Source organism: Lysinibacillus sp. AR18-8 (genome assembly GCF_001705465.1).
Taxonomy (GTDB): domain Bacteria; phylum Bacillota; class Bacilli; order Bacillales_A; family Planococcaceae; genus Lysinibacillus; species Lysinibacillus capsici.
Window position 1 is genome coordinate 36,854 of sequence record NZ_MDGU01000027.1, and the last position, 23,266, is coordinate 60,119.

Consider the following 23,266-nt stretch of genomic DNA (forward strand, 5'->3'; position numbering starts at 1 on the left):
TTAATTTTTGAAAGCGTTTGTTTTATTTTTTAATATAGTTCATGTAATATTACTATATAAGAACTAGTTTATGATTAGATTAAAAATTATATTGGAGGAATGTATGTAATGAAAAAAATTCTTGCCGCTCTTTTTGCAGCGACACTGATATTTTCGACTGTTGGTGCAACATTATTTATTTCTGATACGCCAACGGCAGAAGCTAAATCCTATAAATCGGGTAAAAAAGGCTTCTCTAACAATAATAATAGCTCGAATATCCAAAAATCGGATACTACTAAAGATCAAAACAATGCAACAACAAATAAAAACAACTCAACATCTACTAATAAAGCAGATACTACTAAAAAAGGTGGTTTTTTCTCAGGTGGTCTGATGAAAGGATTAATGCTTGGCGGACTTGCTGGATTATTATTCGGTAGTCTATTTAGTGGTATGGGTATACTGGGGAATATTTTAGGTTTACTTATTAATGTGGCAGCAATTGTTGTTATTGTGATGCTTGTTGTGAAGATAATAAATATGTTTAAAGATAAAAAGCGCAAAGAGGAAGCACAATGGCACAAATAATCAACGAACAAGATATTATTAATGCTATTTGTTTATCTCAAGCCTACTATCAAAACATTCGCCCTGAGGATGTTCTTGTTGAATTAACTTACGAGGATGATGCAGGTTTTGGTGCAGAGGTCGAAGTCAACGGTCAAATCGAGGTGCTTAATACAGCAGCCATGATTGGTGCCTTACGTGTTTGGATCAAGGATGTTCTACACGGTGATCCATTCTCGACAGGGATTGAACTAGTTTTAGATGACGAAGAAGGCATTATTGCCAAACTATCATAAAAAAATAGCAGTACAATGAATCGTCCAAAAAATTCATTGTACTGCTATTTTACTTTTTCAAACGTTTTTTAACCTCTTCTTTTTCTTCTTCATTCAGAGAAAAATCTACGATAGAGCGTCCCAGCATTAATAACATGATAAACATTACTCCTGTACCAACAATTAAATAAATCATTGTAAATACTTTAGAATAAGCCGTTGTTGGATATAGTCCTGTTTCGACTCCAGTTGGAATTAAGCTCACTACAGCAAAATACATGGCATCCAACCAGTACCATCCTTCTGTCCCCTTGTAGAATAGAGTTCCTGATAGAATGATTAAAAATAGTGTAGTAAATAATGATAGGAACTGTGGACGTTTAAAGGACCTCCACAGTCCTTTTCCTAATCTTTTAGCAGATAATATAAATGACAGCATCCCATTCTCCTTTATTTAGATAGACTATACTTCGTTTTTTACGAAAACATCAAAAGGTAGAGGAGACAATCCCCCTACCTTTTAATGATTATTGAATGAGTAGCTGACTAAGATTGGTAAATATTTTAGCTGCTTGACCTCTTGTTGTGACAGCCTCAGGTGAAAATTTCCCTCCATCCCCTGTCACGATTCCTAATTCATACAGCATTGTGATTGCACGTTTGGTTTCTGCATTATATGAAGCGACATCTACAAATGGCACATTGCCTTTTGCAATATACGGCTGATTAGATTGCTGTTCATAAGCGCGATGAATCATTAAAGCTAATTGAGCTCGTGTCACAGGGTGTCCAGGCTTAAATTTCCCATCTGTTCCTTTAATAAGACCATGTACATATGCTGCCGCAATTTCTGCCTGTGTTGCTGCATCATAATTTTCGATATCAGTAAATGGTGCTTTTTCTTCTGTAGTTAAGCCAAGGCTTCTTACAAGAATAGCTGCAGCTTGGGCACGTGTTACACTACTCTCAGGTCTAAATGTCCCATCAGTATAGCCGTTCATTATACCTATATTTGCAGCTGTTTGAATATAATCTTTTGCCCAATGATTCTGTGTATCTGTAAAGCTAACTGTTCCTTTCGTAGTGAAAGTTACTGTAGGATTTTGAACACTTTCATTACCAGCAGCATCAATTGCTTTGATAGATACATTGTAGGTTGTATTTTCTATTAAATCTTTGAGCGTAATTGTAGTAGTGTCAGCATTTAATGTTGAAGTTAATTTTCCATTCACATAGACAAGGTAATTTGCTACGCCTACATTATCTGTCGCTTCTTGCCAGCTAACCTTAACAGTTGTACGATCTTTTACCTCTACTCCAATAGCCTGCGTGACATCCCATAAAGAGCTTGTTTTAATGATTGGTAAAAATGCTTCATTTGCTACTGCTAAATAACCAGCTTCACTTAAATGAATATTTTCAGGGTTTGGTAGATAGTTGGCAACATCCTTTGCAACAACATCATATGTAGGAACAAAAATAGCGCCCGCTTTTTCAGTAGTTGTTTTAATTGTTGCATTCAATGTAGCTAATAACAAATTAAATTGTTTTTGTAAGTTCTCACTATAGTATGGGAAGGAATTATAATAGCCCATTACATATACTTCAGCTTGTGGATTAATCTTTTTGATTTCAGATAGAATAGTAGCAATGTTCGATACAGCTTCTTTAGTAGCTTTTATGATAGCCACAGTGTCAATTCCCGTTGCTTGAGATTCTTTTAATATTGGCAATAGATCATTTGCCCCAGCTGTTAATGTGATGATTTCAGCTTCTTTAATAGAAGCCCGTAACTTTGCCTGTTCGTCTGTATAGCCAAAACCAGTCACTGTTTTTGCAACATCATTTTGTAGATCAGCTAAAACATTTTTAGTTGTGTAGCCTGACATAGCAAAGCCCTTATTAAAGGAAGTAAGGAAGCCGTCTTGCTGTAATGCCTGTGCAATAAAATCGGTATAGCCTAATCCAATTACACCTACTTCATTCATTCCATGTGCTAATGAATCACCAAGTGCCACATAATCGGTTTGTACAACCCAACTTGGTGCTATATGGTCACCCTGTCCTTCTTCTGCACTAGCTGCTACAGGTATAGCTAATTGCAAAGCCAATACACTTGAAGCTAAAAAACGAAATTTCTTTGATAATCGCATTTACTCTCTCCTCTACTTATAAAATAGTCGTTATTTTCACTATTTTACTAGAGGAACGATAAAAATAGGTTAAATTACAACAATCTTTTTGAAACATTTCATTTTTTATCTAATCAACCTGTATCTTTCCATAAATCCCACCACCACCAACTTCAATGGCTAATTGACCCGTTCTCGCTAAATCGATTAAATGGGCTAGTTTATGTGGCACAATTTGTTCAAGCTGGTCGATTGTTACACGATGCAAAATATTCATTTCTGTACCAAATGCTTCGATTAAACGTTCCATCATTTTAGGACCAATACCTGGAATGAAATCAAGTGGTATTTGATGAATATAAGGTGGTCTATTTCGTTTATCGGGAAAGTCTTCAGATAGCTCCTGTATACGGGTAGCTACTCCCTTTATAATTTGAGTACTCCCACATTCTGTACAAATGGTAGCCTCTTTACTTAGCTGTTGACTACATTTTGCACAAACTGTTTGATGATATTTGCCAAGCAAAGGGTTTAGGCCATAATTGGCTATTATCGCTCGTCCCTCTTGCTCATGCAGGGCCATTTTTAATTCTGTAAAATTCGCTTCTGCTAATCGTAACTTTTGATACTCTCGTGCTAATTTCCCAAGCGAATGTGCATCAGAATTGCTAACGAATGTATATGCTTGTAATTCTTTAATATGACTTACCATATTTGTATCAGAGCTTAAACCTAATTCAATACCATCAATAAGCTGCGGATCAAAGACTTCAGTTAAACTTCGACGAACCCCTTTGCCAAACAAGCTTTTAAATGGTGTAAATACATGTGCAGGAATAAAAATACCTCCCAATTCATGTACCTTTTGCTGCAAGGTCTGACCATCACAATAAATACGCTGTGAACTTAAATGGATATTCTTCATATGTTGTGACATCCATTCTGAGAACAGCTTCATGAGCTCTAGTGTAGGAAAGTAAGCAAGCACATGAATAGGACCCTGACAATGTTGATCATAAATTTCGATCTCTGATCCGGGAATTAAAGTTGTTTCCTGAAATCGCAGACCACCTTCTTTAAGTTCTTGCAGTTCTCCGTGTTCAATCATCCTCACCATTTCTTCGATTACTTCAGGTGAGTGACAGTCAATGATCCCAATGATGTCTAATCCCTTTCTTGCACTAGCCGTCTCTAAAATTCGTGCTAATGTTAACGTTTTACTGCCAGTAATTTTCACTGCCCTTCCACTAGAAGTACGTCCAATATGAATATGTAAATCAGCATAGAATTCATTCAATTCAAACACTCCTTTAAATACATTCTATAAAACAAAAATACCTTACATTACTGCAAGGCATTTCTCACTTCATTATGATGGATGATTTGTAGTAGTGCTATTATTTGACTCAAAAGCGCCGGAACCGTGTGATGGTGTGGAGGAAGCATCATAGGCAACTAATGTTACACCAATCTTTTCTTCAAGCTCATTAATTTTTTCTAGTTGCTGCGGGTCTAATTGTGCAAACTTAATTTCTTTCATGGTCATCAATCCTTTCAATTATACAATTCCCCGAAATATAGAAAATATACTCCTTCGCATAATTGTGGAATTACGAACGAACATTGGATAATAAAAAATGACTGATAATCAGTCATTTTTATTGACATTATTTTTCTTATTCTATAACATAATAATTAAGTAAGGCAAAAGTGAGGGATTGCATGTCAAAAGAAGAAAAAATTATTCAAGCTGCCATTGAGGTTTTTCGAGAAAAAGGTATAGAAAAAACAAAAGTTTCAGATATCGTTAAAGCTGCTGGGATCGCTCAAGGAACATTTTATCTTTATTTCCCATCACGCCTTTCTGTTATGCCTGCTATTGCAAAAAATATGGTAGAAAGAATTATTGCTACCTTAGATGAAGGTATTTCAAGTCATAAGCCCTTTGAACAGCAACTTGAAGAGGTTGTGGAAATGGTTTTCTTAATCACGAAAGATTATGGAGATATCGTTGCACTTATTTATGCAGGTATTGCGCAAACTGAGCATTTAAAAGAATGGGAAAATATATATGCACCCTATTATGACTGGATGAGTCATTTCTTATTATCTGGCCAGCAACAGGGAATGATACGTGATTCAATTGACCCAACACGTTCTGCTAAACTGATGATTGGTCTAATTGAATCTGCTGCTGAACAAATTTATTTATTTGATGATAGCAAGGACGAAACAATGAAATTGCTCAAGCTTGAGCTTATAGACTTCCTATCTCACGCACTTGGCCTACGTCACCCATAAAAGTGACGTTCTCTTTTACCTCGAAAATGACTGAATGTCAGTCATTGTATTACCTAATAGAAAGGATTTTATTGATGAAAAAAGAATGGATGTACGTCGTTTTAACAAGTTTATTTGAATTGCTTTGGGTATTTGGCTTTAACGTAGCAAGCTCATGGTGGCATTGGATAATTATTGTGACAATCATTGCTATAGATTTTCATTTCTTATCGAAGGCTTGTGAGAGCTTACCTACTGGTACAGTCTACGCTATTTTCGCTGGAGCAGGTGCAATCGGTACCACATTAATGGATATTTTCATTTTCGAAGGAGAATTTAATGCCATTAAAGGACTGTTCATGATTATTTTATTATTAGGTGTGATTGGTCTAAAATTAGCGGATAATTCCTCTAAAGAGCAGATGCAAACGAAAGGAGAGAATGTATAATGGGTTGGATACTTATTATCTTAGCTGCATTGTCTGAAATTATAGGTGTGGTTGGCTTACGCTTCTATAGTCAGCATAAAACATTACGAAACTTAATGTTATATATTGGTGGTTTTGGTGTGTCTTTTGCCCTTTTATATGCATCCTTCAACTATTTGCAGTTAAGTATTGCCTATGTTGTTTGGGTAGGAATTGGTACTGTTGGAGCTGTACTCGTAAATATCATTTTCTTTGGCGAATCCAAAAATCTATCACGTATTATCAGTATCATAGCAATTATCGTAGGTGTAGCAGGCTTAAAAGCAGTATCTTAATGGCTTTACAATATAGGACGCCACTCTTAAATCGGAGGCGTCCTGTATTCATCTTATTTAAAATGGCATGACGAAGAATGGGAGTAATTAAGATAAAAATTCATAAATACCATCCGCGATAAATTCTGCAGGTCCACGCATCCAGATATGATCATTGTCAGCCCATCGTATGACTAAGTCACCGCCACTAAGTTGGACTACTATCTCTTCTCCCTTCTGACAAAAACCATTTAATATAGCAGCCACTACCGCTGCACAAGCACCTGTCCCACATGCCTCTGTTATACCCGAACCTCGTTCCCAAACGCAGCATTTTAATGCCTTCTCATGAACAACCTCTACAAACTCAACATTGCAGCGATAAGGAAATCTCATATCGTTTGCTATAATACCGCCTAATGTTCCTAATGGTACTTGCTCGATCGCATTCACAAAAACTACAGTATTCGGATTGCCAAAAACAAAGCTGTTACCAAAAGAGATTGTTGGGGTAAAGGAAATATCTCATTGATGACAAGCTCATTTGGGTTTCCTAACATCGGAATGTCTTTGCGCAATAAGAGAGGTTTGCCCATATCGACAATCACTTCTATTACACGATTGTCTTGCACCACTACCTGTGCCAGCATAATCCCGGATTTCGTTTCAATCGTAATTAGCTCTTGTCGTACAATATGACGTTCAAAAATATACTTAGCAACACAGCAAAGACCGTTACCACAATTTGTCCCCTCAGATCCATCTTTATTAAATACACGCATACCACAGTCAGCAATTTTAGAGGGTTGGATAATAATCAATCCATCTGAGCCAATACCAGTATGGACATTGGCCATTTTTTGAGCCAATTCACAAAAGATATCTTCCTTGTAATCATGTTGGAAAAGATCAAGATAGATATAGCTGTTGCCAATACCATGCATTTTCGTAAAGGCTATTTGCATACAGTCACTCCTTAAAGGATGTTTTATGTATCTAATAGAAGATGAAACTTTTCTATATTTGGCTAAACCCCTTCGTGAACTGTTCAGGAACATATGTAAGATACGGCTTCCCTGTCATTGGATGTATTTGAATATCCGCAAAAACACCAAATACATCTTGCAGCACTGTTGGCGTAAGTACTTCCTCTGGTGTACCATGACAAACTATTCGCCCTTGCTGTAAAACGTAAATTTGATTGCAATACATAGCAGCAATATTCAAATCATGTAAAGCTGCTACTACGGTTAAATGCAAAGTCTGAATTAAATCCATAAGTTGAAGTTGATGTTGAATATCTAAATGATTCGTCGGCTCATCTAATATTAATATCTGTGCTTGTTGAGCGAGTGCCCTTGCAACCATGACACGTTTTTTCTCGCCACCAGAAAGCGAACTAAAGCTTCGTTTCTCTAAATGCGATATGCCCGTTTGTCTAAGAGCCTCTTTAACAATTTGAAAATCTTTCTCTTGATCAAGCTCTAACAGCTTTTTATGTGGGGTTCTTCCCATACTGACTAAATCATGCACAGTGAAATCAAATAATACGGGTGTCTCTTGGCTTACAACAGCCAAATTTTTCGCAATTGCTTTACTTGATTGCTTTAATATATCTTGCTCATTTAATACTACTGATCCACTTTCAGGTTTTAGGAGACGATACATATTTTTTAACAATGTTGATTTTCCGCTCCCATTAGGACCAATTAATCCAACAAATTGCTTTTCTTTTATTTGAATGCTTACATCATGCAGTATACGCTGATCGTAAATGGAGAATGATACTTTTTTCGCTTCTAATGTCATGGAAGTTAATCTCCTTCACCGAAAGAATAGTTGTTACGACGGAGAAGCCAAATGAAAAATGGTCCTCCACAAAAAGCTGTAATAATACCAATTGGCATTTCCTGAGGAGCAATAATAATTCGAGCAAAGGCATCTGCCCATACTAAGAATATTCCACCTATTAAAGCACTGATAGGTATTACGTATTTATAGTTTGAGCCCACAATTAAACGCACAATATGGGGAATAATCAATCCCACAAATCCTATAGAACCACTAACTGCGACAAGCACACCTGTTAATAGAGATACTAGTAGTATTAACTGAATACGGAATTGCTGAAGATTAACGCCTAATGTCACTGCCGCCTCTTCTCCTAGTAATAATAAATTTAAATTGCGATAGTGTAGCCACAGTAGCCCAAATACAACCAAGAATACGAAAGCTGGAATCACAATATTATTCCATTTGGCTCCAGCTAAACTACCTAGCATCCAAAACATAACAGCCTTTAAGGCCCCTTCTTGCTTTGACATCATTAAAATAAAGTTAGAGATAGCCGTTAAGATAAAGGACACAGCCATGCCTGCCAATAGCAAGCGGAAAATAGAGACACGTCCCCCAACACGTGATAAGAAAAAGACAAGTGCAATGGCAAGTAATGAACCAAGGAATGCGGATACTGAAAGAGCGTAAATACCTAAAAATGAAAAGGCTCCTAAAATAATCACAGAAGTAGCTCCGACAGCTGCCCCTGAAGAAATCCCTAGAATATACGGGTCTGCAATAGAATTACGTACTAGTGCCTGAATGGCTGCCCCTGCAATAGCTAACCCCGCTCCTACTATCGCAGCTAGCAAAACACGAGGTGCTCTTATTTGCCAGATGATGATTTCCTGAGAGCGACTCCAATCTTGCTCGATCGAATTTTGTATAAAAGGAATTTTAGAAAGAATAACTTTCCATACATATAACGGTGTAACTGAAACTGAGCCAACCATTACAGCAAAGGTCATTGAAACAATTAATACCATGAAAAGTACGAAGGAAAATAACATAAATTTTTTATTCATCTGTTTTAAACTCCTACTGAATATTGATGAATGAAGCAATAAAAAAAGGTATCCCATGCGAAAATGCGCATAGAAATACCCAAGATTAAACAAAGTCAGAAAAATATCCAGCTATTGTCCGTAATTGCTTGCATCCTCGTGGGCATTACAGGTATTACTAAATGGCAGGTCTCCTGGCTTCGATTCACTATCCTATAATTGCCTTCCCATTCTTAAACAGTGGCAAATCATATTATAGGATTCCTCGTTACAGTTGCGGGACAGCGTCGGACTTCCACCGACTTCCCTTTTAAGTGACATTCAAAATGTCACACCAATAGTATTTGAAGTTATAAAATTGTGACGGTTCTATCATACATTTTTATAGATAGATAGTCTACTTCAATTTAATTCAACAATTGAGTTAACTTATATAAATAATAAGGTTGACACAAATACATTCGTTTTTTACACTAGCAGTAATAACTTATAAAACGAGGTGAAATCATGGCAACTGTTACACAACATAGTCACCATAAGTTAAGAACTGTTGACATTACCTACATTGGATTATTTACAACGTTAATGATGGTGGGTGCTAATATCACTTCCTTTGCACCTTTTATGGTAGTTGGTGGTGTACCCATTACGCTTCAAACCTTCTTTGCAATTTTAGCAGGGCTTATTCTTGGTAGTAGAAAAGGTGCGCTCGCCTGCACAATTTATATGTGCGTAGGATTGGCAGGAGCTCCTGTCTTTGCTCGTTTCGGTGGTGGAATTGGCCAAATTTTAAGCCCTACCTTTGGGTTTATTATTACATTTATATTTGCGGCATTTGTTGCGGGGTTAATCGTAGAACGAAGCGGAACAAAGAAAAGTTTTATCGTAGCTGCTTTGGTAGCAACGGCTATAAATTATTTGATAGGAACAAATTGGATGTTTTTTGCCTATAAGCTATGGGCAAGTGCGCCAGAGAATTTTTCATATAAGCTCGCTTGGCTTTGGATGATTCCTCCACTACCAAAAGATATTATTTTAGCTATTTTTGCTGGTATCTTCGCCCATAGATTACAAAAAACATTGAAGATCATGCCCATTCAATAGCATATCTCCCCGCCAGACTAAAGAAATGTTTTTCATAGGTTATATCCATCGTTTCTGCACATTTATTTGCTACATTAGGAGCACATAGTGAGGAGGATATCATATGAAATTCAATAAAAGATGGTCAGTCGGACTATTATCAGTAGTCGCTCTAATTAGTTTATCGGCTTGTACAGAGGATCAAACAAAACCTGCGTCCACTTCTAATGAAGCTGCTGAAGAAATGGATCATTCTACAATGAACCATTCAAGTTCTGGCGAAGTACCAGTAACGTTAAAAAAAGCTGAAAATCCGAAATTTCCTATAGGAAGCACAGCCATTATTACAGATGGACATATGGAAGGTATGAAAGGGGCCGAAGCAACAATAGTAGGTGCCTATACTACAACTGCCTATGTTATTTCCTATGAGCCTACAACTGGTGGAAAGCGAATAGAAAAGCATAAGTGGGTAATTCATGAAGAATTAATTGACCCACAAGAAGCACAACTGGCTCCTGGAACAGAAGTAAAAACGGACGCAACACATATGGAAGGTATGGAAAATGCGACTGTCCTTATTGACGAGGCTGTGCAAACAACTGTATATATGGTTGATTATACTTCCACTACAAGTGGTGAAGCTGTAACAAATCATAAATGGGTAACAGAAGAAGAGCTTAGTCCAAAATAATAGAAATAACCTCTACCTTCAATTCTGGTAGAGGTTATTTTCTAGCTTTTATGTTCCATTTGCTTTCTCTTTGCAGACTTATGCCATTTATAGCCGATGCCCCAAACGGTTTGCAAGTAATCATCCGCCGGAAAACCACTTTTTCTTAATTTTTCTCGTAAATTACGTACATGTGAATCAATGGTACGATCTTCAATCGTTACATCATATCCCCAAACGGCATGTATAAGGTGTTCTCTAGAAAATGCTCTATTTTGATAATCTAAAAATAGGGCGAGCATGGCAAATTCCTTTGGTGTTAATGGAATTGCCTTATGTTGAAAATATACTTCAAAGGACTCTCTATCTAAACAAAGCCCTTCAAAGTTAATCACTTTTTCTTCAGATATCGTTCTTCTTAATACAGCATGTATGCGTGCTAACAATTCTTCCTCATCAAAAGGCTTTAAAACGTAGTCATCAGCACCAAGATTTAAACCTTTTACAATATCAGCGTGTTCTCCTTTTGCAGTAAGCATAATGATAGGAACATCCCAAAACTTCCTAATTTCCTGGCAAACCTGCCACCCATCCATCTCTGGCATCATAATATCCAAAAGAACTAAATCCACATGCTCTTCTTCTAAAAAATGCAATGCCTCTTGTATAGAAGACATTGCTCTACAATTAAATAGTGGTTCCAAATAAAGGGTTAATAAATCTAACATTCTTGGTTCATCATCAATGCATAAAATCGTTTTCATTCATTTCTACTCCTTTAAATGATAATTCAAAAGTAGTCCCTTTATTTATTTCACTTCTAACCTTTATTTCTCCCCCATGTGCTTGTACTAGCTCCTTGACAATAGCAAGCCCAAGTCCAGATCCACCTAAAGCACGACTACGTGATTTTTCCACTCGATAAAACCGATCAAAAATATACGGTAAATCCTTCTTTGGAATTCCTTTCCCTGTGTCTTCAACGATGATGCTTAAAATTCCACTGTCTTGTTTTACAGTGACTGTAGTCATATCTCCTGGTGCACAATAGATTAATGCATTATTTAATAGATTAATCAGAATTTGCTCAAGTCTTGCTTCATCTGCACATAGTGTTAAGCCATTATCACAACGTACAACTAAATAGATACCTTTATCTTGAAAAGCGGGACTTAATTTTTCTTCAATGCTTGTAAAAAACGGCTCTAAATGTAAGCAATGTTTTTCAATTACAAATGAGTTTTCATCCATTTTCGCTAAATCAAATAAATCTTTGATTAATCTAGAAAGTCTATTTGTTTCTTCTATTATAATAGCTAAATACTTTTGACGATCTTGCCCTGTTAAATCCCGTTTAGCAAGAATGTCTGTATAGCCTTTAATAAAAGTTAGCGGTGTACGAAGCTCATGTGCAATACTCGATAAAAACTCCTTACGCTCTTGCCTTAGATGATTTAAATCATTGGATAAAAGCTGGATAGCATTTGATAAATCCCCAAGCTCATCTTTTCCATTCGTAGAAAGAGCAACTGTAAAATCACCCTTACTCATTTTCAATGTAGCCTCTTTCATTTGAATAAGTGGCTTAGCCAGCTTACGAGATAGAACAACAATGACTGCAATACTGACTAGACCAGATACAATACCCACGATGAGAAAATGCTTATTCAGCCGTTTCATTAATGCATGGATGGAATCGGTATTTTGAAACATAAATACATAGCCAATCGTTCCTTGCTGATTTTGAATAGGGCTTATAGTCGCAATTGCTTTAACTTCTTGCCAATTGTCTTGTAAAACCCTTCCTTCATAAGGTATTTCCCCCTCTATTTCACGAATCAGATCACTGATTTCTTGATGTGGCTGTGAGGATGCAAGGATTGTCCCGAAATGGTCAGTCACCACGACATCTGTACTTGCTTCTGATTCCATAAGAACGACATGTGCTAGTGTTTCATTATTGAAGTTCTGTTCTAATATAGTACGATGTGAATTTCCTCTCGCTTGTAAACGCTCTAGTTCCTCTTCCACTCTAGAATTCGTCAAGGAAACATGCAAAAAAAACATCATAAAGGTTTCAATACAAAACAATGTGATGAAGAAGATAATGCCCAGCTTTAATGATAATTTTCTCATCCGTAACCACCATTTTAGAATTTCTTAAAAGTATATCTTGAAAGTGTGAAGATTTCATGCAGAAGTAGCATCTTTCCAAACAAAAAATGCCCATAAGTATATTGTATACCTATGGGTCATAGTATTGAACATTCATTAGAATTTGTATGAAAAAGGCTTGCCGTTTCACAAGAATTACCATCTTAGCAAAGATTTTATGGGTAACTAATCACTTCTCCAAGTGCCTATCATTTCTCTAATGGGCTATTTTATCCGCTACTGCTAATATGAAAAATAATCTCTTGATGTATGGTTGATGGGAGAGGAGCTAGCGTCACAGAGTAGACCCTAGAGCGAACGGAATTGAGGGAAGCGGCATCGGACGCTAGCGGAAACGAAATCAACCATTCGCCTTAACAAAAGAGCTTTTTTTGCTAGTGACATCCTCTTTTTTTCAACAATATAACCCATAAGTATATTGTATACTTATGGGTTATATTTTAATTAAACGTATTTTTTTGCCCAACTTAAGAAATTATCAATAACTACGTCAAGGAATTTCACTGTACCTTCATCAGTTAAATTGCCTTCTTCATCAAATTTAGTGTGAACAGCACCAATATAAACGTCATTACCGCTAAGTAATGGTGAGTTAATGCCTGGAGAGAATAAAATATCACGTAAATGTAATTGTGCTTTTACAGTACCTAAATTCCCCATTGATGCACCCATAATGATAGATGGTTTGCCAATCATTACTTTATCTACACGAGATAGCCAATCAATAGCATTTACCATAACCCCAGGAACTGTACCATTATATTCTGGTGTAACCCAAAGTACAGCGTCTGCAGCTTTTACTTTTGCTTTAAAATCAAGAACTGCTTGTGGAGCCTCATTTTCAATATCTTGATTATACATTGGTAGGTCCTTTAAGCTTAATACTTCAAGATCTAACTTTTCTGTATAACGTTTTTGAATAAATTGAGCTAATTGCATATTATAAGATTCTTTACGGATACTACCTACGATTGCTACTACTTTCATGATGTTTCCTCCTAAATGTACATTATTCATAGTATTTGTATAGCTATTGTATTTTATACCATTTCAATAATAAATGGCAAATTCTTCAACTGGCTTGCGATACCCACGTAATCGACGACTGCTTTCTTTTTCTTTTCCAATAGTAATCATTAAGGCTATTTCATGTGTTTCTGGCACATTGAAAAGCTCACGCATTTTCTGATTATCAAAGCCAATCATTGGGCAAGTGTCCCAACCACGATTTTTCGCAGCTAGCATGAATAACATTGCAGACAGAGAAGCATTACGAATGGCTTCATCTTTCATGAATCCTTCACCGCGATCCTCATAAAATCTTGTATTCTCTGCTACAATATCCTCTAGTTCACCCGCTGTAATTATGCCTAAATCCACCATGCCCTGACTTAACTCAGCAGTATTTTTATATGCTTCCTTGTCACCTAGTACAAGAATTACACCTGAAGCTGAATGTACTTTATATTGACCATATGCTGCCTCTCTCACCTTTTCTTTCATATCCTCATCCAGCACAACAATATAATTAGCATGCTGTAAGTTAAATGCTGAAGGGGCAAGCTTAACATCCTCCAAAATAGGGCGTATATCTTCTTCAGTCATTTTAACGTCCTTGATAAAATTATTAGCAGAGCGACGCTTATCAATCAGCTTGGAAAATTCCATTTTTTTATCCCCCAATACAGTTATGTATACATCCAGTGGGGCTTTGCTTTCCCAACTGGATGAAATTGTGTTACTCATATTCTTTATCGAACATAATGGAACTTCTTACAGTGTCAATCGGACGAACAAGACTTTCAATCTGTTCACGTTTTGGTTCTAAAAATGGTGGTAATGACAGTTTTTCTCCTAATGTTTCATATGGTTCATCGCCCATAAATCCTGGACCATCTGTAGCCAATTCAAATAAAATCTGCGGAGCTACTCGTGCATACAATGATTCAAAGAAATGACGATTTACATAGCCAGAAGTGTGGAAACCAAAACTTTCGAAACGTGCAGTCCATTCATCTAATACCGAACGATCCTCTACACGAAAGGCAGCATGGTGAACAGTACCAAAACCTTGACGAGCAACGGGTAACACTGTGTTGTGCTCGACAATAATCTGGGCGCCATTTCCTCCCTCGCCTACTTCAAATAAATGGAAGTCCCCTTCATCTGCAATCTCTGTAAAAAGCATTACCTTTTCTAAAACATCCTTAAAGTATTTAAAATTAGCGACACGGACAAAAACTGGTCCTAAACCTGTAATGGCATACTCAAGTGGGATGGGGCCATTCTGCCAAGGCGTACCTGCCGCCACACCTGTATTGTGCTCATCAGAAATTAACTGATAGTGCTGATCATCAAAATCTACGAAAGATAGTGTTTTTTTACCAAACTGTTCTTTCATACCTGTATGCTTCACATTTAAACGGTCAAAGCGCTTTATCCAATAATCTAAAGCAGCATCCGTTGGTACACGGAAAGAAGTCTTTGAAATTTCATTTGTACCATGTACACCTTTTGGGATATTAGGGAAATCAAAGAACGTCATATCTGTACCCGCACTACCCTTATCATCTGCAAAGAATAAATGGTATGTTTGAATGTCATCCTGATTCACTGTTTTCTTTATTAAGCGCATTCCTAAAACATAGGTAAAGAATTTATAATTTTCTTCAGCACTACTTGTGATAGCCGTTACATGGTGTACACCTTTTAAATGATTCATAGTATGCTCCTCCTATATATCTCGATATCGAGATATATATTTAAATTTTTTTATTGGTTAGTGGCGTTCTTGCCAACTTTTTTAAGTGATAAAATCATGTTGTCCAGCTCCTGGGCTTCCAATACTTCAAATATCTCATTTATTTTCTGTTCATGCTTAGGGAATATTTCCTCCATCAAAACCTGTCCCTCAAGCGTTAGTAATACGTACGTAACACGACGATCTCTTGGACATGCCTTACGGTACACATAGCCCTTTTGCTCGAGCTTATCAATCACATAAGTAATACTACTGCTTGCAATTAATATTTTTTTACCAATCATTTGAACTGGTTGTTCTCCATGGTGATACAAAAATTCAAGAACCGAAAATTCAGTTTGATTTAAATCGAATTGAAGTAAATCTCTTCTAGTTGCATCTTGAATCGTTTGATATGCTCGGAACAAGACCGTAAATGCTTTTAAGTTACGATTGTTTTGCTTCATACGACTCCCTCTTTTTACTTCGAATTTAATTATCTCTAATTCGAGATAATAATAACATATACATTTTTAAACAGCAAACAATTTGTTTCTTTATGTTTGTCATCTTTTCGTTCGGGTAGAAGGTAGTTGTAACTTATAAAGGAGGATTCTAAATGAAAAAAGATGTCAATCAAAAACAACAACAGCTAGAAGCATTCCGAGTAAGTGATAAAGATCAACCTCTCACAACCAATCAAGGATTAAAAATATCGGAAGATGAACATTCACTAAAAGCAGGTGAGCGAGGACCCACTTTACTAGAGGATTTTCATTTCCGTGAAAAAATGACTCACTTTGACCATGAACGAATTCCTGAACGAGTAGTACACGCACGTGGCTCAGCCGCTCATGGAATTTTTGAAACTTATGAATGCGCAAGTGATATTACAAAGGCTCAATTTTTAAATGGAAAAGGCACTAAAACCCCTGTTTTTGTCCGCTTCTCTACCGTTGCTGGGTCTAAAGGCTCTGCAGATACTGTTCGTGATGCACGCGGCTTTGCTACTAAGTTTTATACACAAGAGGGCAATTATGATTTAGTCGGAAATAACATACCAGTATTTTTTATTCAAGATGCTATTAAATTCCCCGATTTTGTACACGCTGTAAAGCCAGAACCAAATAACGAAATACCACAAGCACAAAGTGCCCATGATACTTTTTGGGATTTCATTGCAAATAATCAGGAGTCTGCTCATATGGTTATGTGGCATATGTCAGATAGATCGATTCCACGAAGCTACCGAATGATGGAGGGCTTTGGTGTTAATACTTATCGCTTTATCAATGCCGAAGGAAAAGCCCACTTTGTTAAATTTCATTGGAAACCTGTACTTGGGGTAAAATCATTAGTATGGGATGAAGCACAAATCATTGCTGGAAAAGATCCCGATTTTCACCGCAGAGATTTATGGGAATCCATTGAACGTGGGTATTTCCCAGAGTGGGAGCTTGGTGTGCAACTTATTCCCGTTGAAGATGAATTCAAATTTAGTTTCGATATTCTTGATGCCACGAAAATATGGCCTGAAGAAGAAATTCCAGTACGCATTCTTGGGAAAATGACCTTGAATAAAAATGTGGATAATTTTTTTGCAGAAACGGAACAAGCCGCATTCCATGTCGGGCATGTTGTGCCTGGCATTGATTTTTCAAATGATCCTTTATTACAAGGTCGTTTATTCTCCTACACCGATACACAGTTAATACGACTGGGAGGACCTAATTTCCATGAGCTTCCTATTAATAAACCAATTTGTCCATTTCATAATAACCAACGAGATGGCTATGGCCGACAAACCATTAATGTGGGACAAGTTAGCTACCATAAAAATTCCTTAGCCAATAATACACCACATCCTGTTTCTGAAGCAGATGGTGGATATAAGCATTATGAAGAAAAAGTTGAAGGGCATAAAGTACGTGCACGTAGTGAGAGCTTCAAAGACCATTTTTCTCAAGCAAGATTATTCTGGCTTAGTATGACAGATATTGAGAAAAAGCATATTATCGATGCCTTTAGCTTTGAACTTGGCAAAGTAAAAAATAAAGCGATTCGAAAACAAGTTGTAGACATGTATGCTCATGTCAGTTACTCACTTGCTTCAGCTATCGCTGAGCGTATTGGTATAGTTCCACCTGTAGAAGTGGAAGTACCACATATTCAACAAACTTCTCCTGGTGTTAGCCAAGTAATCAATGCAAAGGAAAGTGTCAAATCTAATAAAGTAGCTGTAATTGTTACAGAAAATAGTAGTGAAAAATTAAATGAACTTATTGCTACATTTTTAAGTGAAGATATCGTAGTTGAACTAGTAAGTAATAAACAAGGCATAGTAAGCGGTTATGAAATTCACGAAACATTTGCTACTACCTCCTCAGTTCTTTATGATGGGGTTTATGTTACAGGAGCCTTTCAGAATTCCTATGAACAAGCAAAAGCAGAACAGTTTATTGAACAAGCCTATCAGCACTGTAAAACAATAGGTTATACGGAAAATGTTTTATTTTTACAGCATATAGCCAATAAACATGGGGTTGCAACCGATCCAAAATCTTTTGTTCATGCCCTTGCTAAACATCGACATTGGGGACGAGAATGTAAATGAATGTAAAGCCAGCTAACTGATTAAATCAGCTAGCTGGCTTGTTTTTATTATTTAATTCGTTTAAATTCCTTTTCATTGCCGTCTACAAATTCGACATCCACTTCAATGGATTGATAGTTATCTTCAATATTAAATACTTTGATTACTTGATCAATCACTTCATCATTAGATGTTGTAGAATCAAAATTCAACTGCTTAAATAACGGCTCTAATTTAGTATAAGCTTCATCGCCCTGCAGTTTTTCATTTTTTCGATCATCTTCTAATTTTGCTTCTATTCCTGTTTTTTTATCCTCATATTCTACCTCATAAGACTCCGTTGCAGAGTAATCAACATCTAAAGAAAACTCTAAAAAATTAAATGTCACTTGGTCAGTTGGCGTCTCACCCGTCTGTTGTGTAGCATTCTGATCTGCTGGAGCATTTGCAGGCACATCTTTTACCTCATCCTTATTACAGCCGTAAAGAATAACAGTCATTAAAGAAATCACTAAAATAAATTTCAATTTCAATTTATTCACTCCTTTCTTTACATATTATTTCCCCATTCTTCTACAAACTAACCTAAAAAGGGCATCTCCTACAAATAAGGAGATACCCTTTTCATGGAATGCGACTTAATAATAGAAGTTACGATCCACTTTATTTTCTTGAATAGCTTTTGCTAAACGAACTGTTGACACAGCTAAATCAGCATATGACACACTCTTGGTAGCATTAAAGTTATTTTGCTGTGTATCAATCAGCCCCATCCCATTTGCTATTGCTATATAGCCTGTATACGCTGGATCAATAGAAGCTGCATCCGCAAAGTTTAATTTGTAAATATCCTTATACTTTGCAACATTCTCCAATTGCATTGCTTTAACAGCCCATACTGCTAGCTCTTGACGAGTCAATGTTTCATCCAAAGCGAATTGGTTTGCTGGCTGTAAAATTCCCATTCTTACAGCTTGTTCAACCACTCCATATAATGGATGGTTTTTATCGATATTGCTGAAGGTTTGCTTTTCACCATCGCCACTACCAAAATGGCCATATGTTAAAGATTTTAGTAGAATCTTTAATGCTTCTCCCTTTGTCACAGCAGCATCAGCATTAAAGTTTGCTATATCTTTTACCTCTAATACATTTTGATGTAAAAGATAATTTAATTCATTGGCTGCTGTTGGGTGTGAAATAGATGGTTTTTCTTTTGAGTCATCTACCTCATACAACCATTCACCAGTAATTGCATCAATCTGATTAACTAAGCTACCGTTGTAAGTTGGAGCATAGACTAGATCATAATGTTGTTTACCTTCAGTATCTTGTTTTATATATTGTAACTGTAATGTAAGGGCCTTACTATATGCTTCTTTTGCTTTATCAGCAGAGATTACCTGACTAAGAGAAGGCCAGTTATTAATCTTTTGCTTATTAACATTCAATGAACGTAATGACCCATCAGAGCCAATACCTACGTTTATTTCATCTCCAACAACCGCAATCCCGTTTACGATGCGTGGGAAGGAGAAGTAATAATCTTTACTATAATCATCATATACAGGATCATCAATTGGCATCGAATACTCATGTAAATAGGATGGAGCCCATTGCTTTAAGTATTCAACAGCCTTTGCTAATGCCGCATCCTTAGAGAGGGTAGTTGTTTTGTCAGTGTTGATAAAATCTCTCATAATATCGTGATACTGCACGATATCGCCTGTTGCCTTATTAATTTCTAAAGAGGTACCAGACCCGCCATTATTGTACATATACATGTAATTTACTGTATAAACCGTTTCACCATTGTCATTTTCTCTTTCGTCAACCATATCAATAGTGAGCTTTGCCTTGTCTTCATCGACTTTTAATAAATTTTTAGCGAATTCCTCAACCTCTGCTACTGTCATACCGCTTTTTCTTGGTGGTAATTGCTGTGAGGATATTTTCTCGGCGCTTTTCGTCTTTGGAACTTGTGTAGAGAAGCCATTCGTTGTTTGCCATTGACCTGTTAAAGCATGTACACCATTAAATCCTGTTGCTGGCATATAGACAAGCTTCACATTACGTTGATCGCTAAAATAGTCAACGTAATAACGAAGTTCAACTGCTAAGCTATCACGTACTTGTGCAACAATTTCTTCCTCATTTTTTTTCTGGCTTGAGCTATCAAAGGTTGCTTTACCAATTGATTCTGTATTTTTATACATTCCTGTTATTTGACCATTAGCAAGAACATCTATAGTGATACTTTGATCGCCAATAAGCACTCCATTATAGGTTGGTGAATAAACAAATGAGTAGGTAATAGGTTGTGATAATGGACGATTAATGTCATTGTAATAACCGAAGCCATCTTCACGGAGTTTATAGTTCTCTATTTTCGCAAATTTTCTTAGGAAGTCATCTGCAATTTTTTTTGCTTCAGTCTCTGAATATTTTGCGGGATATACTGCTTCAGCGATATTAGCTGGCTGATAATAGAAATGTTCTAACTCTAAATCTTCACCTTTAAATGTAAAACCACCATATACATCTTTACCATTTACCGTTTTATGGAAGTTCAAATCATAACGGACCGTTGTATCATCTCTAAAGAAATGACCGCCTCCAGAATTAAACTCATTATCAGCTACAAATTTGAACTCTTCAGGGAATAGTGCACGTAATTTGTTAATTAGCATACCTTTTGTCACTTTCGTCTCTGAGGCAGCCAACTGTATTGCAATACGCTCTGAAGGTTCTTTCACATTTGCAGAAGCTTGTGAAACGGGTGCTAGAATACCAACAGAAAATGCAGTAGTTGTTAAAATAATACCTAACTTTTTAAGTTTACCCAAAATATACCTCCTAAAATACTATTTACCATAATTATAATATATTTACCCATAATTAGAAATGAATTTTACAGATAATTTCCTCTTCGAAGAAAATACATTGGGCAATCCGTCCTTTTTTCTTCATTTTCTCATTTCTTTACCACATCAAAATTGGCACCAATTAACACCCAGTTCTGAGGGAATGGTAGTCCTAATTTCCAATAACCAATACCACGAAGGTTATATTGTTTAATGAGATTGAATTTAGCTTGAATAGATCTAGCATCTTCAAACCATACCATATGCGCCCTACCTTGCTCATCATAGTATTCAAAAAATGGTGCTTGGGCTCTCCAATCATACTGAATTGCTGCATTATAACGTTTAGCAATTTCAATGGCTCGCTGTGGACTAAGCGCTTCTGCATACGGTCCCCCCTGAACAAAAGGTAACGTCCAATCGTAGCCATATAAATTTTGCCCCAACATAATTTTGCTTGCAGGTATTTCACTCACCGCATATTTTACAACTGCTTCTACCTCTGGGAGAGGTGAAACGGCCATTGGTGGGCCAGCTGAATATCCCCATTCATAAGTCATGAGTAAAACAAAGTCCACGATTTCCCCATGTGCTCTATAATCATGTGCCGCTGTCCATGGTCCTCGTTCACTATCACTTGTTTTAGGAGCTAATGCTGTAGACACTGTATATCCTTGAGCGTGAAATTTTTCTACAGCTCTTCTTAAAAAATTGTTATAGGCTTGTCGTTGATCTGCTGGCAAATTTTCGAAGTCAAAGTGGATATCTTTAACATCCCCAAGTCGCTTTGCTTCTGCAAGAATATTATCAAATAATAAATCTTGAACAGCTGTACTTTGAAAAATATCTCTCGCTAATTCACCACTAAAACTAAAATTCTCCAAATTAGAAATAACCATTGCCATTGATGCTCCCGTATCATTTGCAATTTGTGTCACACCTTGGCTTGGTGGCCTCTGTAAAGTACCATCACGCCTAGCCTCATAGCTAAATAAAGCTAAATATGTTAAATTAGGACCCGCTTCCCTCGCTTGATTCAAGAGTGCTTCACTAACTGATGTTCCTCTCGGCTCTAAATAGGCTAATGTTTCTGCCCTTGTTTTTGGTGGCTGTGGGATATATAATCTCGTTCCAACTGCTAATGGTTGATTTGGATTAATGCCATTTACTTGTGCAAGTGTTACATAATTAATACCGAAACGTTGGCCAATTGACCATAGGCTATCACCTGGCTGTACATAATAAAAGCTTCCGACAATCGGGATTACAAGAGCTTGCCCCACAACTAAACGATTTGGCTCTGGAATTTGATTGGCATCTATAATGCTCTGAACCGTAGCCCCATACGCCTGTGCAATTCCCCATAAAGACTCGCCAGCCCGTACAACGTGTATTTGAATGATTTTGCCTCCTTCTAGCTTTATAAAATCATACCTATAAAGCTTATGAAATCAGAGATGAAAAGATGTCTGTTAACAACTCCACAAAAGTACACCACTATTTTATAGCAAATAAATAGTAGGCTGTATTATGTCACCTATTTAATACTAATGATAATAATCTTCGTTTATGAGATTTCATGAAAGAATGTTCTTTTAAATACGTATGTCTAAAAAGTTAAATGAATAATATATTCTGCTTCTTCACCGTTATTAGAATAAAAAAACGCAAAATGATACTTATCTTGATAACAATAATCGTACAAATGTTCTATTTTCTGCATAATCTTCAGTAAATTTTTACCCACTTTCTACCCTACAAATCAGTTGTAGCAGGCTACTTTTGATAACACTTTTCCCAAATTTTTTTACGCAACTAGCGTCATATGCCTTATTCTTTTCCCTGTTCTCACTCTTGTATAATGAAATTATTGTAAGGAGGTGTTAGATTGCGTTTATTTTACCAGCAAAAAGTAATCGGTAAGAAGTCTCGTAAACTTGAAAAAATTTCATTTTCAATTGAAGAGCCTGTCATAACGTTACAAGATTTACTTGTTCAGCTTGTTACACAGCAGGTTCAACAATTTAATGAGAAAATGGTAGATACACCACTTCATGTTTATTTATCGGATCAGCAACTAGAAGAAGCTGCTCAATATGGCAAAGTACATTTTGGAGAAAAGAAAAAGGATACTGTACAGTCAGTGGATCAAGCTATTTCCACAATGCTTCAAGCATTTCAGGACGAGCTGTTTTTAGTCCTTCATAATGAAGAATCTTTAGATTCTCTTTCTACACCATTAAACATACAGGAATACGATGTCTTTACATTTATTAAACTTACTATGCTTGCAGGACGAATTTGGTAAGGAGGGATTTAT

24 protein-coding genes, 1 pseudogene and 1 riboswitch are annotated in these 23,266 nt (G+C 36.5%); of the genes and pseudogenes, 9 read left to right on the forward strand and 16 right to left on the reverse strand.

Annotated features, from left to right (window positions below; translation table 11 throughout):
* Window positions 1–108: 108 nt before the first annotated feature.
* Both BFM98_RS18445 and BFM98_RS18450 read left to right on the forward strand, forming a co-directional pair.
* Window positions 109–570 (forward strand): hypothetical protein, encoded by a 462-nt coding sequence (locus tag BFM98_RS18445; protein WP_048394976.1) that lies wholly within the window; start codon window positions 109–111, stop codon window positions 568–570.
* Entirely contained in the window at window positions 558–845 is a 288-nt protein-coding gene (locus BFM98_RS18450) for a DUF2653 family protein (RefSeq protein ID WP_004224435.1), read from the forward strand. The genes BFM98_RS18445 and BFM98_RS18450 overlap by 13 nt, the downstream gene beginning before the upstream one ends.
* Window positions 846–894: 49 nt before the next feature.
* Here BFM98_RS18450 and BFM98_RS18455 read toward each other — a convergent pair whose 3' ends face one another.
* From BFM98_RS18455 to BFM98_RS18470, 4 genes are all read right to left on the reverse strand, one after another.
* Window positions 895–1,263: an ion channel gene (locus tag BFM98_RS18455; protein WP_048394973.1), complete on the reverse strand. Its 369-nt coding sequence runs from the start codon at window positions 1,261–1,263 to the stop codon at window positions 895–897.
* A gap of 88 nt (window positions 1,264–1,351) precedes the next feature.
* A complete protein-coding gene (locus tag BFM98_RS18460; protein WP_048394971.1) occupies window positions 1,352–2,977 on the reverse strand; it encodes an S-layer homology domain-containing protein in 1,626 nt (541 codons plus the stop codon).
* Window positions 2,978–3,086: 109 nt separating this feature from the next.
* Window positions 3,087–4,253: an endonuclease Q family protein gene (locus tag BFM98_RS18465; RefSeq protein WP_066038131.1), complete on the reverse strand. Its 1,167-nt coding sequence runs from the start codon at window positions 4,251–4,253 to the stop codon at window positions 3,087–3,089.
* 72 nt (window positions 4,254–4,325) lie between these two features.
* The gene (locus BFM98_RS18470) at window positions 4,326–4,496 is read right to left on the reverse strand and encodes a hypothetical protein (protein WP_175400775.1); all 171 of its coding nucleotides are present in this window, start codon (window positions 4,494–4,496) and stop codon (window positions 4,326–4,328) included.
* Between the two features lie 182 nt (window positions 4,497–4,678).
* Here BFM98_RS18470 and BFM98_RS18475 point away from each other — a divergent pair, with 182 nt between their 5' ends.
* From BFM98_RS18475 to BFM98_RS18485, 3 genes are all read left to right on the forward strand, one after another.
* Window positions 4,679–5,257: a TetR/AcrR family transcriptional regulator gene (locus BFM98_RS18475; RefSeq protein ID WP_048394966.1), complete on the forward strand. Its 579-nt coding sequence runs from the start codon at window positions 4,679–4,681 to the stop codon at window positions 5,255–5,257.
* A gap of 74 nt (window positions 5,258–5,331) precedes the next feature.
* Window positions 5,332–5,685, forward strand: a complete 354-nt coding sequence (locus BFM98_RS18480) for a DMT family transporter (RefSeq protein ID WP_048394965.1) — start codon at window positions 5,332–5,334, stop codon at window positions 5,683–5,685.
* Complete coding sequence (locus BFM98_RS18485) at window positions 5,685–5,999, forward strand: DMT family transporter (protein ID WP_048394963.1); 315 nt, start codon at window positions 5,685–5,687, stop codon at window positions 5,997–5,999. Before BFM98_RS18480 ends, BFM98_RS18485 begins: the two co-directional genes overlap by 1 nt.
* 87 nt (window positions 6,000–6,086) lie before the next feature.
* Here the strand turns inward: BFM98_RS18485 and dapF are convergent.
* From dapF to BFM98_RS18500, 3 genes and pseudogenes are all read right to left on the reverse strand, one after another.
* A pseudogene (gene dapF, locus BFM98_RS18490) lies at window positions 6,087–6,943 on the reverse strand (diaminopimelate epimerase).
* Between the two features lie 52 nt (window positions 6,944–6,995).
* Entirely contained in the window at window positions 6,996–7,787 is a 792-nt protein-coding gene (locus BFM98_RS18495; RefSeq protein WP_066038132.1) for a heme ABC transporter ATP-binding protein, read from the reverse strand.
* 5 nt (window positions 7,788–7,792) lie between these two features.
* Window positions 7,793–8,839, reverse strand: a complete 1,047-nt coding sequence (locus tag BFM98_RS18500; RefSeq protein ID WP_066038133.1) for a FecCD family ABC transporter permease — start codon at window positions 8,837–8,839, stop codon at window positions 7,793–7,795.
* 146 nt (window positions 8,840–8,985) lie between these two features.
* Window positions 8,986–9,172: riboswitch (cobalamin riboswitch) on the reverse strand.
* Between the two features lie 153 nt (window positions 9,173–9,325).
* On the opposite strand from BFM98_RS18500, the gene BFM98_RS18505 reads away from it, so the two are divergent.
* Together BFM98_RS18505 and BFM98_RS18510 are read left to right on the forward strand one after the other, a co-directional pair.
* On the forward strand, window positions 9,326–9,922 hold the full coding sequence (locus BFM98_RS18505; protein ID WP_048394956.1) for a biotin transporter BioY: 597 nt from the start codon (window positions 9,326–9,328) through the stop codon (window positions 9,920–9,922).
* A gap of 103 nt (window positions 9,923–10,025) precedes the next feature.
* Entirely contained in the window at window positions 10,026–10,595 is a 570-nt protein-coding gene (locus BFM98_RS18510; protein ID WP_066038134.1) for a YdhK family protein, read from the forward strand.
* A 41-nt stretch (window positions 10,596–10,636) separates the two neighbouring features.
* Here BFM98_RS18510 and BFM98_RS18515 read toward each other — a convergent pair whose 3' ends face one another.
* The 6 genes from BFM98_RS18515 to BFM98_RS18540 all read right to left on the reverse strand — a co-directional run bounded on the left by BFM98_RS18515 (window position 10,637) and on the right by BFM98_RS18540 (window position 15,956).
* Window positions 10,637–11,338, reverse strand: a complete 702-nt coding sequence (locus tag BFM98_RS18515) for a response regulator transcription factor (RefSeq protein WP_048394952.1) — start codon at window positions 11,336–11,338, stop codon at window positions 10,637–10,639.
* Window positions 11,316–12,710 (reverse strand): sensor histidine kinase, encoded by a 1,395-nt coding sequence (locus BFM98_RS18520; protein WP_175400776.1) that lies wholly within the window; start codon window positions 12,708–12,710, stop codon window positions 11,316–11,318. The genes BFM98_RS18515 and BFM98_RS18520 overlap by 23 nt, the downstream gene beginning before the upstream one ends.
* A 483-nt stretch (window positions 12,711–13,193) precedes the next feature.
* Window positions 13,194–13,736, reverse strand: coding sequence for an NADPH-dependent FMN reductase (locus BFM98_RS18525; protein ID WP_048394950.1), 543 nt, complete (start codon window positions 13,734–13,736; stop codon window positions 13,194–13,196).
* Window positions 13,737–13,799: 63 nt separating this feature from the next.
* A complete protein-coding gene (locus BFM98_RS18530) occupies window positions 13,800–14,417 on the reverse strand; it encodes a nitroreductase family protein (protein ID WP_004224402.1) in 618 nt (205 codons plus the stop codon).
* A gap of 70 nt (window positions 14,418–14,487) precedes the next feature.
* On the reverse strand, window positions 14,488–15,471 hold the full coding sequence (locus BFM98_RS18535; RefSeq protein WP_048394949.1) for a ring-cleaving dioxygenase: 984 nt from the start codon (window positions 15,469–15,471) through the stop codon (window positions 14,488–14,490).
* A gap of 50 nt (window positions 15,472–15,521) precedes the next feature.
* Complete coding sequence (locus BFM98_RS18540; RefSeq protein ID WP_004224400.1) at window positions 15,522–15,956, reverse strand: MarR family winged helix-turn-helix transcriptional regulator; 435 nt, start codon at window positions 15,954–15,956, stop codon at window positions 15,522–15,524.
* A gap of 152 nt (window positions 15,957–16,108) precedes the next feature.
* Here BFM98_RS18540 and BFM98_RS18545 point away from each other — a divergent pair, with 152 nt between their 5' ends.
* Window positions 16,109–18,103: a catalase gene (locus BFM98_RS18545; protein WP_066038135.1), complete on the forward strand. Its 1,995-nt coding sequence runs from the start codon at window positions 16,109–16,111 to the stop codon at window positions 18,101–18,103.
* 47 nt (window positions 18,104–18,150) lie between these two features.
* Here BFM98_RS18545 and BFM98_RS18550 read toward each other — a convergent pair whose 3' ends face one another.
* The 3 genes from BFM98_RS18550 to BFM98_RS18560 all read right to left on the reverse strand — a co-directional run bounded on the left by BFM98_RS18550 (window position 18,151) and on the right by BFM98_RS18560 (window position 22,229).
* Window positions 18,151–18,615, reverse strand: a complete 465-nt coding sequence (locus BFM98_RS18550) for a YusW family protein (protein ID WP_048394947.1) — start codon at window positions 18,613–18,615, stop codon at window positions 18,151–18,153.
* A gap of 105 nt (window positions 18,616–18,720) precedes the next feature.
* Complete coding sequence (locus tag BFM98_RS18555; protein WP_066038136.1) at window positions 18,721–20,928, reverse strand: YcdB/YcdC domain-containing protein; 2,208 nt, start codon at window positions 20,926–20,928, stop codon at window positions 18,721–18,723.
* Window positions 20,929–21,056: 128 nt separating this feature from the next.
* Window positions 21,057–22,229, reverse strand: a complete 1,173-nt coding sequence (locus tag BFM98_RS18560; RefSeq protein WP_406601352.1) for a glycosyl hydrolase family 18 protein — start codon at window positions 22,227–22,229, stop codon at window positions 21,057–21,059.
* 605 nt (window positions 22,230–22,834) lie between these two features.
* Between BFM98_RS18560 and BFM98_RS18565 the strand changes: the two genes are divergently transcribed.
* Window positions 22,835–23,254: a hypothetical protein gene (locus BFM98_RS18565; RefSeq protein ID WP_066038137.1), complete on the forward strand. Its 420-nt coding sequence runs from the start codon at window positions 22,835–22,837 to the stop codon at window positions 23,252–23,254.
* Window positions 23,255–23,266: the final 12 nt, after the last annotated feature.